At 70.3% G+C, this 16,475-nt stretch carries 15 protein-coding genes and 1 tRNA gene; 4 read left to right on the top strand and 12 right to left on the bottom strand.

The window, feature by feature from the left end; translation table 11 throughout:
* Positions 1–52: 52 nt before the first annotated feature.
* The gene (locus tag H286_RS0106060; RefSeq protein ID WP_028497409.1) at positions 53–916 is read left to right on the top strand and encodes a PAC2 family protein; all 864 of its coding nucleotides are present in this window, start codon (positions 53–55) and stop codon (positions 914–916) included.
* 10 nt (positions 917–926) lie between these two features.
* Here H286_RS0106060 and H286_RS0106065 read toward each other — a convergent pair whose 3' ends face one another.
* From H286_RS0106065 to H286_RS0106095, 7 genes are all read right to left on the bottom strand, one after another.
* Entirely contained in the window at positions 927–1,760 is an 834-nt protein-coding gene (locus H286_RS0106065) for an undecaprenyl-diphosphate phosphatase (RefSeq protein WP_018186558.1), read from the bottom strand.
* A 9-nt stretch (positions 1,761–1,769) separates the two neighbouring features.
* A complete protein-coding gene (locus H286_RS0106070; protein ID WP_020097474.1) occupies positions 1,770–3,068 on the bottom strand; it encodes a M20/M25/M40 family metallo-hydrolase in 1,299 nt (432 codons plus the stop codon).
* Positions 3,069–3,110: 42 nt separating this feature from the next.
* Entirely contained in the window at positions 3,111–4,139 is a 1,029-nt protein-coding gene (locus H286_RS0106075) for an ABC transporter permease (protein WP_231370897.1), read from the bottom strand.
* Positions 4,132–5,118, bottom strand: a complete 987-nt coding sequence (locus tag H286_RS0106080) for an ABC transporter ATP-binding protein (protein ID WP_020097476.1) — start codon at positions 5,116–5,118, stop codon at positions 4,132–4,134. The genes H286_RS0106075 and H286_RS0106080 overlap by 8 nt, the downstream gene beginning before the upstream one ends.
* 147 nt (positions 5,119–5,265) lie before the next feature.
* Positions 5,266–5,350: transfer RNA gene (locus tag H286_RS0106085), tRNA-Leu, on the bottom strand.
* A gap of 104 nt (positions 5,351–5,454) precedes the next feature.
* Positions 5,455–6,558 carry a VIT1/CCC1 transporter family protein gene (locus tag H286_RS0106090; protein ID WP_020097477.1) on the bottom strand — a complete coding sequence of 368 codons (1,104 nt, stop codon included), beginning with the start codon at positions 6,556–6,558 and terminating at the stop codon, positions 5,455–5,457.
* A gap of 80 nt (positions 6,559–6,638) precedes the next feature.
* Positions 6,639–8,483: a DEAD/DEAH box helicase gene (locus H286_RS0106095; RefSeq protein ID WP_028497410.1), complete on the bottom strand. Its 1,845-nt coding sequence runs from the start codon at positions 8,481–8,483 to the stop codon at positions 6,639–6,641.
* Between the two features lie 98 nt (positions 8,484–8,581).
* Here H286_RS0106095 and H286_RS0106100 point away from each other — a divergent pair, with 98 nt between their 5' ends.
* Entirely contained in the window at positions 8,582–9,424 is an 843-nt protein-coding gene (locus H286_RS0106100; RefSeq protein ID WP_018186552.1) for an SGNH/GDSL hydrolase family protein, read from the top strand.
* Between the two features lie 2 nt (positions 9,425–9,426).
* On the opposite strand, the gene H286_RS0106105 is transcribed toward H286_RS0106100, so the two are convergent.
* Positions 9,427–10,218, bottom strand: a complete 792-nt coding sequence (locus H286_RS0106105; protein ID WP_020097479.1) for a TrmH family RNA methyltransferase — start codon at positions 10,216–10,218, stop codon at positions 9,427–9,429.
* Between the two features lie 103 nt (positions 10,219–10,321).
* Here H286_RS0106105 and H286_RS0106110 point away from each other — a divergent pair, with 103 nt between their 5' ends.
* Positions 10,322–11,167, top strand: coding sequence for a Sir2 family NAD-dependent protein deacetylase (locus H286_RS0106110; RefSeq protein WP_020097480.1), 846 nt, complete (start codon positions 10,322–10,324; stop codon positions 11,165–11,167).
* Between the two features lie 28 nt (positions 11,168–11,195).
* Positions 11,196–11,801, top strand: coding sequence for a histidine phosphatase family protein (locus tag H286_RS0106115; protein WP_020097481.1), 606 nt, complete (start codon positions 11,196–11,198; stop codon positions 11,799–11,801).
* A 14-nt stretch (positions 11,802–11,815) separates the two neighbouring features.
* On the opposite strand, the gene H286_RS0106120 is transcribed toward H286_RS0106115, so the two are convergent.
* Genes H286_RS0106120 through pdhA form a run of 4 tightly spaced genes read right to left on the bottom strand, consistent with a single transcriptional unit; the run spans position 11,816 to position 16,426 of the window.
* Positions 11,816–12,970, bottom strand: coding sequence for an acyl-CoA dehydrogenase family protein (locus H286_RS0106120; protein ID WP_020097482.1), 1,155 nt, complete (start codon positions 12,968–12,970; stop codon positions 11,816–11,818).
* A gap of 8 nt (positions 12,971–12,978) precedes the next feature.
* The gene (locus H286_RS0106125; RefSeq protein ID WP_020097483.1) at positions 12,979–14,301 is read right to left on the bottom strand and encodes a dihydrolipoamide acetyltransferase family protein; all 1,323 of its coding nucleotides are present in this window, start codon (positions 14,299–14,301) and stop codon (positions 12,979–12,981) included.
* Positions 14,298–15,308 carry an alpha-ketoacid dehydrogenase subunit beta gene (locus H286_RS0106130; protein WP_028497412.1) on the bottom strand — a complete coding sequence of 337 codons (1,011 nt, stop codon included), beginning with the start codon at positions 15,306–15,308 and terminating at the stop codon, positions 14,298–14,300. Before H286_RS0106130 ends, H286_RS0106125 begins: the two co-directional genes overlap by 4 nt.
* Positions 15,305–16,426: a pyruvate dehydrogenase (acetyl-transferring) E1 component subunit alpha gene (gene pdhA, locus H286_RS0106135; protein WP_020097485.1), complete on the bottom strand. Its 1,122-nt coding sequence runs from the start codon at positions 16,424–16,426 to the stop codon at positions 15,305–15,307. The genes H286_RS0106130 and pdhA overlap by 4 nt, the downstream gene beginning before the upstream one ends.
* Between the last annotated feature and the right edge of the window lie 49 nt (positions 16,427–16,475).

Consider the following 16,475-nt stretch of genomic DNA (forward strand, 5'->3'; position numbering starts at 1 on the left):
CCCGCCTCGGGGGCAGCGGCGTATCGTGGGGGTACCGACAGAGAGGACGTCCGTGCAGGGACTGGGACAGCGGGTGCTCGTGATCGCCGTCGACGGCTGGAACGACGCCGGAGAGGCGGCCACCGCTGCGGCCTCGCAGCTGCGGACCTCCGGCACGTTCGAGAAGGTGTTCGGCGTCGACCCGGAGCTGTACTTCGACTACCAGTACACGCGGCCGCAGATGCAGGTGGATGCCGACGGCGCCCGTCGCCTGGTCTGGCCCGACGCGACGCTCTGGCGTCCGGCGACACCCCGCGAGGACGGTCCCGACCTGTGGCTCCTCACCGGCACGGAGCCCGCCCGCGCGTGGCAGGCGTTCTCCGCCGAGTTCATCGACGCGGCCCTCCGCGAGGACATCACCGGCATCGTCGCTCTCGGTTCCATGATGAGCGACGTCCCCCACACCCGGCCGATCTCCGTGTTCGCCGGTTCCGAGAACGAGGAGCTCCGCTCGTCGCTCGGGCTGGAGCGATCGACCTACGAAGGCCCCGTCGGCATCCTTTCGGCTCTCGCCGCCGCCGGCGAGGCGGCCGGCATCCCGACGGCCGGGCTCTGGGCGAGCATCCCCCACTACGTCGCCGGGCACACCCCGTCCCCCAAGGCGACGCTGGCGCTCCTCGACAAACTCGAGGAGATCACGGGCGCCACGATCGCCCGCGGCGCGCTGCCCGCGGAGGCCCTCGCGTGGGAGGCGTCGGTCGATGCCGCCGCCGCGGACGACGAGGAGATGACGGAGTACATCCGCCAACTCGAGACCGCGCGCGACGCCTGGGACTCCCCCGAGGCATCCGGCGACGCGATCGCGCAGGAATTCGAGCGCTACCTCCGCCGGCGGGGCGACGGCCCGCGCGGGCCGAAGGACGACCCGCGCCGGTGACCGGCCCCGCTCAGTAGGCCTGCAGGACGCCGAAGGCGAGCAGGATGAGCAGCACGACGCCGAGGACGACCCGGTAGAGCACGAACGGCAGGAAGCTGCCGCGCTTGAGGTAGCGCATCAGGTAGGCGATGACCACGAGGCCGACGCCGAACGAGACCACCGTTGCGATCGCGGTCTCGCCGAGGGTGAACGGCGACTGACCGGGCTCGCGGATCGCCTGCAGGAGCTCGTACAGCCCGCTGCCGAAGACGGCGGGGACGGCGAGCAGGAACGCGACCTCGGCGGCGGCGGGACGCGTGTACCCCATGGCGAGCGCGGCCGTCGTGGTGGCCCCGGAGCGCGAGACGCCGGGGACGAGGGCCAACGACTGCGCGACGCCGAGAGTGAGCCCGTGCCCGATCGTGAGGTCCTTCTCGGTGCGGACGCGCTTTCCGAGCGCGTCGGCGATGCCGAGGATGATGCCGAAGACGATCAGGACGGTCGCCACGAGCCAGAGGTTCCGGAAGGTGTCGCGGATGACGTCCTGGAAGAGGAAGCCGAGCACGCCGATCGGGATCGTGCCGATGATGACGATCCATCCCATACGGGCGTCGGGATCGTTGCGCGGCACACGCCCGGTGAGCGACTTCGCCCATGCGGCGACGATCCGCACGATGCGGTTCCAGAAGTAGACCAGGACCGCGAGCTCGGTGCCGATCTGCGTGATGGCGGTGAACGTCGCACCAGGGTCCTGCGCGTTGGGGAGGAACTCCCCCACGATGCGCAGATGCGCGCTCGAGGAGATCGGGAGGAACTCTGTCAGGCCCTGGACGATACCCAGGATGATGGCGTCGAGTATCGACATGGGGGCCTTTCAGTACGTGCGGATCAGATCGGTGAGCACACGCTGCCCGAAGACGAGGGCGTCGATCGGGACGCGTTCGTCGACACCGTGGAACATCCCGGTGAAGTCGAGGTCGGCGGGCAGTCGCAGCGGCGCGAACCCGAACCCGGCGATGCCGAGCTCGGCGAGGGCCTTGTTGTCGGTCCCTCCCCCCATAAGGTACGGGATGACCGGGATTCCGGGATCATGGCGCCCCAGCGCGCCGACCATCGCGTCGACGAGGTCTCCGGCGAACGGCACCTCGAGTCCGATGTCGCGGTGGACGACCTCGATGCGGATGTCGTCGCCGACGATCCGCTGCACCTGCGCGAGGACCTCGTCCTCGTGCCCCGGCAGGGTGCGGATGTCGATCGCGGCGGTCGCGGCATCCGGGATCACGTTGTGCTTGTACCCGGCGGTCAGACCGGTCGGGTTGGTGGTCGTCCGGAAGGTCGAGCGCAGGAAGGCGGATGCCGCGCCCGCCGTGTCGGCGACGGCGTCGGGATCGTCGGCCAGGGTCCCCGAGAGGTCGGCGAGCGATCCGACGAGCTGACGCGTCGTCGAGGTCAGTTCGATCGGCCACCCGGTGCGCCCGAGTGCGGCGACCGCCTCGGCGAGCCGGGTCACCGCGTTGTCGGGGTGGTGGCGACTGCCGTGCCCGGCCTGCCCCGTGGCGTGGAGCCGGATCCAGATGAGCGCCTTCTCGCCGACCTGCAGCAGGTAGGCGCGCTCGTCACCCACGGCGATCGAGTAGCCGCCGACCTCGCTGATCGCCTCGGTCGCGCCGGCGAACCATTCGGCGCGGTCGCGGACGACCAGCTGGGAGCCTTCGACGCCGCCGTTCTCCTCATCGGCGAAGAAAGCGAGGATGAGGTCCCGCTCGGGCCTCTCCCCCGCCCTGAGCAGCTCGGCGACCGAGGTGAGGATCATGGCGTCCATGTCCTTCATGTCGACGGCGCCGCGGCCCCACAGCATCCCGTCCTTCACGACACCCTCGAAGGGATCGACGCTCCAGTCGGCCGCGACGGCGGGAACGACGTCGAGGTGTCCGTGCAGGACGAGCGCAGGCTTGTCGGGATCGCGTCCCGGCACCCGTGCGACGACATTCGTGCGCCGCGGGATCGGCTCGTAGTACTCGGGGACCAGCCCCAACGACTCGAGGTACGCGCCGACGTACTCGGCGGCCTCGCGCTCGCCGTTCGCGCGTCCTTCGCCGTAGTTCGTCGTGTCGAAGCGGATCAGATCGCGGGCGACGCGCGCGACCTCGGGCAGATCGTCGGGAGCGGACATGCGCCCCACGCTACCCGCGGCGCACCGCGCGCCGCGTCATGCTCACCGTTCGCGGTCGTCCCAGACGAACAGCCGAGCCGCCAGGATGCCGGCGGCGAGCGTCGTCACGAGCATCAGCCCCCAGTAGAGGAACAGGAGCCCTGCGCTGGTCGTGTCACCCGCGAGGTCGGCTGCGGCGGCGCGCATGTACCAGGTGGTGGGCAGACAGTTGAGCACCCACGTCACCGGCTCGGGTATGAGGTGGGAGGGCAGAACGGACCCCGAAGCGAAGATCGCCATCACCGGCAGCACGGCGGCGAGATTGTTCACCGTCTCCGCGCGCCGCGTCCGAGACGCGAGCAGATAGGCGAGCGCGAAGAACATGGCGACGCCGAGCAGCATCGTGAACAGGAGGCGGAAGAGCTGCCAGAGCTGCGAGTATCCCAGGATCATCGAGGTCGCGTGGATCGTCACGATGACGAACAGCGCGAAGATCAGGCGCGAGGGGGTGAGGGCGGCGATGAAGGTGAACTTGGTGGCGGGCGTGGTTCCGAGGAGACGGAGGGTGCCGTTCTCGCGCATCCTCGTGAGCGGAACGGACGTTCCGATGAAGGTGATGGCCAGCAGCCCGATGCACGACAACGCAGCGAGGTTCGCCCGGAGCAGGTCGATCCACACCTCACCGTCGGTGTCCGTCACCGAGTAGGCAGTCCCGGTGCGCTCCACGGCCGCCGCCACCGCCAGCCATTGCGGGTCCGCCTCGGCGTCCAGGACGATGGCGACACCGTTGCGCGCCGCGGCGATCGTGACGTTGGCCGAGGCTTCCTCCTCTTCGGCCATCATGATGCCGGCCGACTCCAGTTCGCGGGCGATCGGAGCACTCTGCGGCACGGCGCTGTCGATCACGACCACCGGATCCGCTCGGCCGCCGACGTTGACCACGAAGTTGAGCCCGATGATCAGCAGGAAGAAGAAGAAGAAGGTGAACAGGATCGAGAACGCGCCTTTTCGGTCCCGGTAGAGGTCCTTGGCGCTCGCCGTCGCCAGCTCCACGAACGCAGAGCGCGGCTCGTATCTCGCGGTGTCAGGCATCGCCGTCGCGCCCTTCGTCGATCTCACGGGCATCCCGGACGATCGACAGGTAGAGATCTTCCAGCGTGGGACTCACGACGCGATAGGACCGGCCGCGAATCTGACGATCCCGCGTCAACAACTCCAACGCCCCATCCGGGTCGGCTGTCGCGTGGCTGACGTGGAATCCTCGAGCATCCTGGGACCACGTCACGGTGTCGGCAGGGAGCACCGATCGTGTGCGACTCAGAGCTTCCTCGCTCACGACGTCGAAGGTCAGCGTCGATCTCCCGCCGTCGATGAGTTCTGCGGGCGGCCCATCTGCCCGGATCCGTCCGGCGACGACGATGACGACTCGATCGCAGATCTGGGCGGCCTCGGCCATGTCGTGCGTGGAGAAGATGATGGTGGTGCCGTCCCGGGCAAGCGATCGGATGAGCTCCAGCAGGTGCTTCCTCGCCTCGGGATCGAGCCCGGCGGACGGCTCATCGAGGATGACGATCTCGGGAATGCCGATGATGGCGACCGCGAGCAGCAGGCGTCGCAGCTGACCGCCCGAGAGGTCGCGTGCGCGGACATCGACCTGCTCCGAGAGGCCCAGGTCGGCGATCACCTGCGCAACGTCCCGATGGGACGAGTGGAACGAGGCGTACAACCTGACCGTCTCTCGGACGGACAGGTATCCGAACACGCTGGCTGACTGCGGTTGCACCGACACCCGCCGGGTGGTCTGACGTCGCTCCCGTCGAGGATCCACGCCGAGGACGGAGACCTCCCCCGATGTCGATGCCCGCAAGCCGGCGACGGTCTCCAGCAGAGTCGACTTGCCGGCACCATTGGGCCCGAGTATGCCGACGACCGTTCCTCGGGAGATCTCGAGGTCGACGTCGTCGAGCGCCGTGCGCCGTCCGTACCGCTTCGTCAGCCGCCTCACCGACACCACCGACGCACGTTCGCGGTCGATGGTCGTGAGAGCGGGCAGGGCGGGATCGCGGTCCATGTCCACAGTCCAGGGCACGGCGCTCGAGAACGCCTCCCCCACGGGGATGACGCCTCTCCCCCTCACAGGGGAGAGGTGCCTCGTCAGCGACACCGCACCGATCCGAAACGAGAAATGGGCCCCTTTCGGGACCCATTTCTTCCTCTGTGCGCGAGGGGGGACTTGAACCCCCACGCCCTATTCGGGCACTAGCACCTCAAGCTAGCGCGTCTACCTATTCCGCCACCCGCGCAGAGTTTTTTCCCTTTGTTTCCTCCGGGATTTCGGTTTCGCAACCGAGGATCGACATTAGCACGTTCTCGGCAGTGCGGATAATCGGCCCGACTTTCCGGCCGCCTACGCGGCGGACACGCCGAACAGGAGACCCAGCAGGTACGTGATCGCCGCCGCACCGAAACCGATCGCCAGCTGACGCAGTCCCCGACGAAGGGGCGGTGCACCCGAGAGCAGACCGACCGTCGCCCCGGTCAGGAGCAGCGCCAGGCCCACCAGGGCGAGTGCCAGGGTTACGGCCGCGAGGCCGGAGAGCCCGAAGATCCACGGCAGGACCGGAATGACCGCGCCCGAGGCGAAGAACGCGAAGCTGGAGGCCGCTGCCCCGAAGGCGGAGCCGACGGACTCGAGGTCGGCAGGCGGCTCGGCGGCGCGGCGGTAGGGGACGGCACGGTCGCTCGCCTGTGCCGTGGCGACGACCTGTCGCGCCCGATCCAACGCCTCTTCCTCGTCGAGTCCTCGCGTCCGGTAGACGAGAGCGAGTTCGTTCGCGTCGAGGTCGAGATCGGGGAGGACGTGGTCGGTGTCGTTGTTCGGATGCGTCGCCTCGATGAGCTCCCGCTGTGACCGGACCGAGACGAACTCCCCCGCGGCCATCGACAGCGCGCCGGCCAGCAGACCCGCGATGCCGCTGAAGAGGACGAACTGCGGCGCGACGCCCGTGGCCCCGATGCCCATCACGAGAGCGAGGTTGGAGACCAGACCGTCATTGGCGCCGAAGACGGCGGCGCGGAAGGTGCCCGACAGCCGCATGCGGCCCCGCGCGGCGAGGCCACGGACGACTTCGCCGTGGATCTTCTCGTCCGCACGCATCGCCGGGGTGGCATGGGGGTCGTCGTCGTACGGCGAGCGGTTCTCGGCGTTCTGGGCGAGCGCCAGGACGAAGATCGACCCGAACCGGCGGGCCATCGTCGCCAGCAGTCGCGTCCGGATGGACGCCCGCGGGAGCCGCGCGGGCTCCCCGCCGAGGAGGCCCAACCAGTGGGCTTCGTGGCGCCCCTCCGCGTCGGCGAGCGCGTCGAGGATCTCGCGCTCCTCCCCCGACTTCCGGGCGGCGAGCTCGCGGTACACGCGCGCTTCGGCACGTTCGTCCGAGAGGTAGGCGGCCCACCGCCGGCGATCTCGGGGGGTGGCGTCGGGCAGGGGCGTCGCGTTCATCGTGCTCATGTCCCTTTCACGGTAGCCACGACGAAGCGCGGGAACCGCCCGAAAGCCGGAACTGCCAGCATTTCGGGGATCCGAAGGGGTCAGGAGTGGACGCGCTTGCGCAGGACCTCGATGCGCGCCTGCAGCTGTGCGACCGTCGCGCGGGCAACCTCGGGGCCGCCGCAGATCCGTCGGAGCTCGGCATGCACGGCGCCGTGCGGTTCGCCGCTCTGCCGGGCGTACAGCCCGACGAGACTGTTGAGCAGCTGCCGCTGTTCGCGGAGCGTGCGATGGAGGGCCGGGGGCAGCGTGTTCTCCGGCTCGCCGGTCGCGTCGGCCGTCGTCTTCTCCTGCGCCTCCCGCGCGTGGCGGTGACGGGTCTGCCGCGACTGCCGCTGCATCAGCAGCTCGTGCACGTGCTCGGGCTCGAGGAGCCCGGGGATCCCGAGGAACTCCTCCTCCTCGAGCGTCCCCGGAACAGCCAGCTGACCGAACTCCTTGCCGTCGTAGAGCACCCGATCGAAATGCGCCGTCGATCCGAGCGCCTGGTAGCTGCCCTCCTCGACGAGCGAGTCGGATGCCTTGTCCTCGCGCTCCGCCTCTTCGAGCAGCGAGTCCTCGAGGCCGTCGTCGTCGCTCTCCTCGCGATCGAGCGCATGGTCGCGCTCACGCTCCATCTCGTTCGCGAGGGCGAGCAGCTGGGGGACGTTGGGGAGGAACACGGATGCCGCTTCGCCGCGACGTCGCGCGCGGACGAAGCGCCCGATGGCCTGCGCGAAGAAGAGCGGTGTCGACGCACTGGTCGCGTAGACGCCGACCGCGAGCCGCGGCACGTCGACGCCCTCTGACACCATGCGGACCGCGACCATCCACCGCGTCGTCGACTGCCCGAAGGTCTCGATGCGCCCCGACGCGGCCTTGTCGTCCGAGAGGACGACCGTGGTCGGCTCCCCCGTGATGTCGCGGAGGATCGCGGCGTAGGCGCGCGCGGCCGTCTGATCCGTCGCGATGACCAGGCCCCCGGCATCCGGCACGTCCTGGCGAACCTCGGTGAGACGGCGGTCGGCCGAACGCAGGACCGCCGAGATCCACTCCCCCTCGGGGTTGAGCGCTGTCCGCCACGCCTGGGAGTTGATGTCCTTCGTGTTGTCCTGGCCGAGGTGGGCTTCGTATTCGTCGCCCGCCTTCGTCCGCCACTTCATCTGCCCGGCGTAGACGTGGAAGAGCACGGGACGCACGACGCCGTCGGCGAGCGCCCGGCCGTAGCCGTAGTTGTAGTCCGTCCGCGACAGGCGGATGCCCTTGTCGTTCGGGTGGTACTCGACGAACGGGATGGGCGCGGTGTCGCTGCGGAACGGGGTGCCCGACAGCAGGAGGCGGCGCGTCGCGCGGCCGTACGCCTCGCGGAGCGCGTCGCCCCAGCTGAGCGCGTCGCCGCCGTGGTGGACTTCGTCGAGGATCACCAGGGCGCGGGAGTCGAGGACGAGTCGCTCGTGGACGGATGCCTTCACCGCGACCTGCGCGTAGGTGACGGCGACCCCGTGGTAGTGCCGCGCCGGCGAGAAGTGCTTGTTGCTGAACCGCGGGTCGAGGCGGATGGAGACACGGGCCGCGGCATCCGCCCACTGGGTCTTCAGGTGCTCGGTCGGGGCGACGACGATGATTCGGTCGATGATCCGCCGCCGCAACAGCTCGCTCGCGAGGCGGAGGGCGAAGGTCGTCTTGCCGGCGCCGGGGGTCGCGGCGGCGAGGAAGTCGCGCGGGCCCCCGCCGATCCCGTCGGGTCCGTCCATCTCGAAGTAACGCTCGAGGGCCTCGGCCTGCCAGGCACGGAGGTTTTGCGCTGTGCCCCACGGCGCGCGCTGCGGGAAGGCGGGAGAGAGGTGCTCGGCGGCGAAACTCCCGAAGTGGGGCTCGTCCGAGGCCGCCCCCTCTTCGCTCGTCATCTCGCTCGTCACGTCGATCCACCCTAATCGCGCCCAGGGACACCGGTCGTCGATCGGGACCGGCGGCATCCGGCGGGTAGCCTCGATGCGGAGGTGCCATGCGCGAGAACGACCAGGCCCCGGATGAGAACCGGTCGCCGTACATACCGAACGCGACCGCCCACCCCTGGCGGCGCATGGTCTCGATCGGAGACTCCTTCACCGAAGGCATCGGCGACCCCTACCCCGATCGCCCGGGTGAGCACCGCGGTTGGGCCGACCGCGTCGCAGCCGTGCTGGCCTCGCAGGTCGACGACTTCGCCTACGCGAACCTCGCTATCCGCGGCAAGCTCATCCGCCAGATCGTCGACGCTCAGATCGAGCCCGCCCTCGCGCTGAAGCCCGACCTCATCACCCTCTCCGCCGGCGGCAACGACGTGATCCGTCCGCAGGGCGATCCGGATGCCGTCGCGGAGCTGTTCGAGGATGCCGTCGCCCGCCTCTCATCGCAGGGCGCGACACTGCTGGTCTTCACCGCGATCGACACCGAGTTCACGCCGGTCTTCCGCGGCATCCGCGGTCGCGTCGCGATCTACAACGAGAACATCCGGGCGATCGCCGACCGCTACGACTGCATCGTGGCCGACCAGTGGGCCTTGAAAGAGGTGCAGGACATGCGCTTCTTCGACGACGACCGCCTGCACTACAACTCCCTCGGACATCACGAGGTCGCACGCATGGTGCTCCGCGCGCTCAACGTGCCGAACGACCTGCAGCCGATGTCGCCCGAGGCCCTGCCACCGACCACGTGGCGGGCGGCCCGGGCGAACGATCTCGTGTGGGCGCGGGCGCACTTCGTCCCGTGGGTGCTGCGACGCCTGCGCCACCAGTCTTCGGGAGACAACGTCACGGCCAAGCGCCCCGACGCGCTGCCGTTCTCGTCGACGCACTCCGGCGACTGAGCTCAGCGCAGTGCCCACAGCGCGACCGCAGCCGCCGACGCGACGTTGAGCGAATCGACACCGCCCCCCATCGGGATGGTGACGATCGAATCGGCCATCGCGAGCGCTGAGGCGGACAGACCCTCCCCCTCGGACCCCATGAGGATCGCGAGCTTCTCGGGCCGGACTGCGGCGAACTCGTCGAGCGACACGGCGTCGTCCGCCAGCGCCATCGCCGCCAGGTGCATTCCCGCGGCCGCGAACAGGGGCGCGGTGGCATCCCACTCGGGAAGGCGCGCCCACGGCACCTGGAAGACCGTACCCATGCTGACCCGGACGCTACGACGGTAGAGCGGGTCTCCGCACCGGGGCGAGACGAGGACGGCGTCGGCGCCCAGCGCGGCGGCGGCCCGGAAGGCGGCCCCGACGTTGGTGTGGTCGACGATGTCCTCGAGGACGACGACCGTCCGGGAGTGCTCGAGGAGCTGCGCGGGATCGGGCTGCACCGGCCTATGCATGGCGGCGAGCGCTCCTCTGTGGACCGCGAACCCGGTCACCTGTTCCGCGACGGTGTCGGGGACGACGTAGACGGGCGCGTCACCGGCGAGAACCGCGACGTCGTCGATCCATTTCTCCTGCACGAGCACGGACCTGGGTCGATGCCCGGCACCCACCGCGCGGGAGATCACCTTCGCCGATTCGGCGATGTAGAGGCCGCCCTCGGGCTCGGCGATCCGGCGCAGCGCCGTGTCGGTGAGTCCCCGGTAGTCCGACAGACGCGGATCCGACGGATTGTCGATGCGGATCGTCGTCATGGCCCCATGCTGTCATGGGCGGGCTGTCATGGGCGGGCTGTCACGGGCCGTGGTGACCTCCGCGAAACGACGACGGCGTAGGCTCGATCCCCTGAGGAGGGCCATGAGCGTGCTGGACCTGGATGCCGAGACGACGGCTGCCGTGGAACGCGCGGCCGACGCGCTCGCCGGGCACCGCGTCGCCGTTCTCACGGGCGCCGGTGTCTCGACGGATTCGGGCATCCCGGACTACCGCGGCAAGGGCGCTCCTGTCCGGACCCCCATGACTGCTCAGCAGTTCCTCGCCGACGACTCGTCGCGGCGGCGCTACTGGGTCGGCAGCCACCTCGGGTGGCGGACGTTCGCCGCCGCAGCCCCCAACGAGGGACACCGGGCCCTGGCGGCGCTCGAGCACGCCGGCATCGCGTCGGGCGTCATCACGCAGAACGTCGACGGCCTGCACGTGCGCGCCGGCAGCCGGCGCGTGGTCGAACTCCACGGCACGATGCGGCGCGTGTCGTGCCTGCACTGCGGCCAGGTCTTCGACCGCCGCGACCTGGCCGTGCGGATCGAGCGCGACAACCCCTGGATCACGGTGCCCGAGAACGTCGAGCTCGGTCCCGACGGCGACGTCCTGCCCGCTGCGAGCGACGGCTTCGTCGTCCCCGACTGCTCCGTCTGCGGCGGGATGCTGAAGCCCGAGGTCGTGTTCTTCGGCGAGTACATCCCGCTCGAGAAGTTCCGCGAAGCCGAGCAGCTCGTCCGCTCGAGTACGGCGCTGCTGATCGCCGGATCCTCCCTGGTCGTGAACTCCGGCATCCGGCTCCTCGACCGCGCCCGCCGCCGGCGGCTGCCCATCGTGATCGTCAACCGCGGCGAGACGCGCGGCGACACGCGCGCAACCGTCAAGATCGACGCCGGGACCTCCGAGGTGCTCACGGTCCTCGGGCGTGAGCTCGCCGGCCGGTGAGGCTGCCGCCTCGTCGTAGGCTCGTCCGGTGACCCTTCTCACCCTCGTGCGCCACGGCGAGACCGACTGGAACCGCGCCCGCCGGATTCAGGGGTCGACCGACATCCCCCTGAACGACACCGGCCGGGAGCAGGCCCGCGCCGCGGGGGTCGCCCTCGCGGATGCACTCGACCGGTCGACGCCCACCGTCATCGTCTCGAGCGACCTGTCCCGGGCAAACGAGACCGCGCGCATCATCGCCGGCATCCTCGACCTGTCCGAACCGCGTACATACCCCGCACTTCAGGAGCGCGGCTACGGGGATGCCGAAGGACTCACCGACACCGAGTTCTTCGACCGCTGGGGGCCCTGGGCGACCGCGGAGGTCCCGGGCGCCGAGCCCTGGCCGGAGGTCACGACCCGAGCACTGCGCGGGATCGAGGAAGCGGTCGCCGATGCCCGCGCGCTGGTCGCACCCGACGAGCCGCACGTCATCGCGGTGGCCCACGGCGCGCTCATTCGCACCGTGATCTCCCACGCGACCTCGGGCGAGTACCCCGAGCCGGGCCACAAGCTCGCCAACGGCTCCGCGCACACCTTCCGGGTGGAGGACGACTGGCTGTCGCTCCTGACCTCGTCAGCACTACCCGTCTGACACGTTCGCCGGGCTCAGGCGAGGCCGAGCGATCGGGCGATGAGGAGCAGCTGCACCTCGGTCGTCCCCTCCCCCACCTCCAGGATCTTCGAGTCACGGAAGTGCCGCGCGACGGGGTACTCGTTGATGAACCCGTTGCCGCCGAAGATCTGCGTCGCGTCGCGAGCGTTGTCCATCGCCGCATCGCTCGAGGTGAGCTTCGCGATGGCCGCCTCGGTCTTGAACGGGCGCCCCGCGTCGCGCAGGCGTGCCGCGTGCAGCCAGGCGAGACGCGACACGTGGACGCGCTGCTGCATGCGCGCGAGCATGAACTGGATGCTCTGGCGCGTTCCCAGCGTCTCGCCGAACACGACACGGCTCTTCGCGTAGTCGACGGCCGCCTCGAGGCATCCCTCCGCCGCCCCCGTGGCGAGCGCCGCGATCGCGATGCGGCCCTCGTCGAGGATGTGGAGGAAGTTCGCGAACCCGCGCCCGCGCTGGCCGAGCAGATTCTCCTCCGGCACCCGCGCGCCCGTGAAGACGAGCGGATGCGTGTCGCTCGCGTGCCAGCCGACCTTGTCGTACGCGGGCCCGACGGTGAACCCCGGCGTGCCGTGCGGGACGATGATCGTCGAGATCTCGCGCGTCTCCGCGCCCGGCTCGCTCGTGACCGCGGTGACCGTCACGAAGCGGGTGATGGAGGTGCCCGAGTTGGTGATGAACTGCTTCGCGCCATCGATCACCCAGTCGCCCGCGTCGAGGCGTGCGGTCGTGCGGGTCGCCCCGGCATCCGATCCCGCCTCCGGTTCCGTCAGCCCGAAGCCGGCGAGCGCACGTCCGGCCAGCAGGTCGGGCAGGTATTCCTCGCGCTGCACGTCGGTTCCGAAGCGGAAGATCGGCATGGCGCCCAGGCTCACCCCCGCTTCAAGCGTGATGGCGATCGACTGATCCACACGCGCGAGCGCCTCGATCGCGAGCCCGAGCGTGACGTAGTCGCCGCCCTGGCCGCCGACCTCGTCGGGGAACGGCAGTCCGAACAGCCCCATGTCGCCCATCTGCGCGACGACGTCCATCGGCAGGGTCTTGGTGCGGTCGGCCTCGTACGAGACCGGCGCGACCACCTCGTCGGCGAACGAGCGGACGAGCCCGGCCAGCTCGACCTGCTCCTCCGTGAGGTCGTATCCCGTCATCGGCAGACTCATGCGAACACCATCGCCCTTCCCGGCTCACGCAACACGTCGGCCACGTCGGTGAGGAACCGGGCCGCTTCGGCCCCGTCCACCAGCCGGTGGTCGAACGACAGACTCAGTGTCATGACATCGCGCAGCGCGACGCCTCCCTCGTGCTCCCACGGCCGGCGCTGCACAGCACCGAGGCCGAGGATGCCGGCCTCCCCCGGCACGAGGATGGGGGTCCCGGCATCCACACCGAACACCCCGTAATTCGTGATCGAGAAGGTCCCGCCGGCGAGATCGGCCGGCGTCGTCTTGCCCGCCCGCGCCGTGTCGGCGAGGGCGCGGATCGACTGGGCGAGGTCCACGAGCGACAGGGCACCGGCGTCCTTCACCGACGGCACGACGAGCCCGCGGTCCGTCGCCGCAGCGATGCCGAGGTTCACCCGCCCGAAGCGGACGATCTCACCCGCCGCGTCGTCCCAGGTCGCGTTGAGCTCGGGGGTCCGGCGAAGGGCCAGGCATACGGCCTTCGCGGCGACGGCCATGATCCCGATGCGGGCGTCGGCGTAGCGCCGGTCGGCGCGCAGTCCCGCCACGAAATCGACGGATGCCGTCACGTCGACCGTCAGGAACGTCGCCGCGTGCGGGGCCGTGAACGCGGAGCGCACCATCGCGTCGGCGGTGTGCTTGCGGACGCCGCGGATCGGGATCCGCTCATCCACGGGCGAGGTCGCCATCGGCGCGACAGGGGCGGCGGGTGCCGGGGCCACCGCCGCAGACTCCGCGGGGTTCCGTGCCGCATAGGACTCCACGTCCTCGCGCGTGATGATGCCGTCGACTCCCTGCGCCGCCACGAGATCGAGATCGACCCCGAGGTCACGGGCGAGTTTGCGCACCGGCGGGGTGGACCGGGGACGCTCGCGCGGCTCGCGCTCGGCAGGGGCGGTCTCGATCGCGTCGTGCGGGGCCGCTTCGCGGACGGCCAGGTCGACGGCCTCTCCGCCGGCCCCTGCCCGCGCCCGCCGCTGCGGACGCGCGTCGCTACGCGGCGCGGCCCCGTAGCCGACGAGGTTCGGCTCGCGCTTCGGCTCAGGTGCATCGACTGCCCCGGCGATGTCGAACGCGATCAGCACCTCGCCGACCGGGACGACATCCCCCTCGGCGTGGTGGATGGCGGAGACCGTGCCGGCGAACGGCGACGGCAACTCGACGACCGCCTTGGCGGTCTCGACCTCGGCGATCGTCTGATTGAGAGCGACCTCGTCGCCGGGGGCGACGTGCCACTGCACGATCTCTGCTTCGCGCAGTCCCTCGCCGAGGTCGGGAAGACGGAACTCGGTGATCACGCGGTCACCTCCGGAACGCCCGAGGGGCGGCCCAGCACCCGGTCGACGGCATCCAGGATGCGGTCGAGGTCGGGCAGGTGATGCTGCTCGAGCTTCGCCGGCGGATAGGGGATGTCATGGCCCGTCACCCGCAGCGGCGGCGCTTCGAGGTAGTGGAAGCACTTCTCGGTGATGCTCGCGATCACCTCCGCGCCGACGCCCGCCTCACGGGCCGCCTCGTGCGTGACCACGACCCGCCCGGTCCGGCGGACGGATGCCGCGACCGTGCCGTAGTCCACGGGCGACAGCGAACGGAGGTCGATGACCTCGAGGGAGATCCCCTCGTCCTCGGCGGCGAGCGCGGCATCCAGCGCCGTCGTCACCTGGGCGCCATAGGTCACGACGGTGACGTCCGTGCCTTCGCGGACCACCCGCGCGAGGCCCATCGGGGCGGCGTCGGCGATGTCGGCGTCGAGGTCGACCTCGCCCTTGGCGTGGTATAGCCGCTTCGGTTCGAAGAACACGACGGGGTCGTCGCTCGCGATCGCCTGACGGAGCATCGTGTACGCGTCCTGCGGGTTCGACACCGCGACGACGCGGAGGCCGGCCGTGTGAACGAAGTACGCCTCGGGCGACTCGGAGTGATGCTCGGCCGCGCCGACACCGCCCGCCCACGGGATGCGGATCGTGATCGGCATCTTCACGCGGCCCTGCGTCCGGTAGTGGAGCTTCGCGACCTGACTGACGATCTGGTCGAAGGCGGGGTAGACGAAGCCGTCGAACTGGATCTCCACGATCGGGCGGAACCCGCGGAATGCGAGCCCGACGGCGGTCCCGACGATCCCCGACTCGGCGAGCGGGGTGTCGACGACCCGGCGCGGACCGAATTCGGACTGCAGACCGTCCGTGATGCGGAACACACCTCCGAGGCGGCCGATGTCCTCCCCCATGACGAGGGTCTTGTCGTCGTCGGCGAGCGCGCGGCGCATGGCGGCGGTGAGGGCTTTGCCCATCGTCATCTCGGTCATCGTGCGGCTCCGCCCGAGAAGCCGTCGAGGTATACGGCGAAGCGGGCGCGCTGCTCGTCGAGCCCGCTGTGCGGTTCGGCGTACACCTGGTCGAACACCCGCAGGGGCTCGGGAGCCCCGGCACCCACGACGGCGCTGCGCATCGCCGCGGTGAAACGGTCGGCATCCGCGGTCAACGTCTGGGCGAAGGCGTCGTCGAACGCACCGAGCGAGCGCAGGTACGACTCGACGCGGGCCAGCGGATCGCGGGCCTTCCAGTGCGCTACCTCGTCGGCGTCGCGGTAGCGGGTCGGATCGTCCGAGGTCGTGTGGGGGCCGACGCGGTAGGTGACGGCCTCGAGGTAGGCGGGACCGCGGCCGCTGCGGGCGTGGTCGGCGGCCCAGCGCATCGCGGCGATGCAGGCGAGGACGTCGTTGCCGTCGACACGCAGGCTCGGGATGCCGAAGCCCGGCGCGCGGTGGGAGATCGGCGTCCGCGACTGCAACTGCACGGGCTCGGAGATCGCCCACTGGTTGTTGGAGCAGACGAAGACGACGGGGACGCCGTACGAGGCCGCGAAGATCATCGCCTCGTTGACATCGCCCTGACTCGTCGCCCCGTCCCCGAAGTAGGCCACCGCGACCTGGTCGCCGCCGTCGCGCTGGATGCCCATGGCGTAGCCGACGGCGTGCAGGCTCTGCGCCCCGATGATGATCTGCGGGTTCGCGACGTGCACGTCGAACGGGTTCCAGCTCGCGTGCTGCGCACCGTGCCAGACCATCACGAAGTCCTTCGGCTGCACGCCGCGGACGACCTCGATGCCGATCTCGCGGTAGCTCGGGAAGAGGAAGTCGTCGTCGTGGCACGCCCACGCGGTACCGACCTGGACGGCCTCCTGACCCTGCGCCGGCGCCCACAGGCCCAGATGCCCTTGCCTCTGAAGGGCGACGCCCTCGGCGTCGAGCCGGCGTGAGAGGAACATGTCGCGGTACACCTGGCGGAGCATGGGGGCATCGACGTCGGCGGCCCACGGGTCCAGCCGCTCGTCGCGCACGCGGCACCCCTCGTGGTCGAGCAGGCGGGCCACATCCTCGGTATCGCTCGCCAGTGCGGCGGCGGGGGTCAGAGTGTCGGTCATCATCGTCCCTCTCTGATCGCGGACGCGCGTCTTGTGGACGGGCGACCGG

This window comes from Microbacterium sp. 11MF, from assembly GCF_000383475.1.
Classification (GTDB): Bacteria; Actinomycetota; Actinomycetes; order Actinomycetales; family Microbacteriaceae; genus Microbacterium; species Microbacterium aquilitoris.

Coding starts and splice junctions, on each gene's coding strand:
- H286_RS0106065 (WP_018186558.1), bottom strand. CDS start 1,760: ATGTCGATACTCGACGCCATCATCCTGGGTATCGTCCAGGGCCTGACA.
- H286_RS0106070 (WP_020097474.1), bottom strand. CDS start 3,068: ATGTCCGCTCCCGACGATCTGCCCGAGGTCGCGCGCGTCGCCCGCGAT.
- H286_RS0106075 (WP_231370897.1), bottom strand. CDS start 4,139: ATGCCTGACACCGCGAGATACGAGCCGCGCTCTGCGTTCGTGGAGCTG.
- H286_RS0106080 (WP_020097476.1), bottom strand. CDS start 5,118: ATGGACCGCGATCCCGCCCTGCCCGCTCTCACGACCATCGACCGCGAA.
- H286_RS0106090 (WP_020097477.1), bottom strand. CDS start 6,558: ATGAGCACGATGAACGCGACGCCCCTGCCCGACGCCACCCCCCGAGAT.
- H286_RS0106095 (WP_028497410.1), bottom strand. CDS start 8,483: ATGACGAGCGAAGAGGGGGCGGCCTCGGACGAGCCCCACTTCGGGAGT.
- H286_RS0106100 (WP_018186552.1), top strand. CDS start 8,582: ATGCGCGAGAACGACCAGGCCCCGGATGAGAACCGGTCGCCGTACATA.
- H286_RS0106105 (WP_020097479.1), bottom strand. CDS start 10,218: ATGACGACGATCCGCATCGACAATCCGTCGGATCCGCGTCTGTCGGAC.
- H286_RS0106110 (WP_020097480.1), top strand. CDS start 10,322: ATGAGCGTGCTGGACCTGGATGCCGAGACGACGGCTGCCGTGGAACGC.
- H286_RS0106120 (WP_020097482.1), bottom strand. CDS start 12,970: ATGACGGGATACGACCTCACGGAGGAGCAGGTCGAGCTGGCCGGGCTC.
- H286_RS0106130 (WP_028497412.1), bottom strand. CDS start 15,308: ATGACCGAGATGACGATGGGCAAAGCCCTCACCGCCGCCATGCGCCGC.
- pdhA (WP_020097485.1), bottom strand. CDS start 16,426: ATGACCGACACTCTGACCCCCGCCGCCGCACTGGCGAGCGATACCGAG.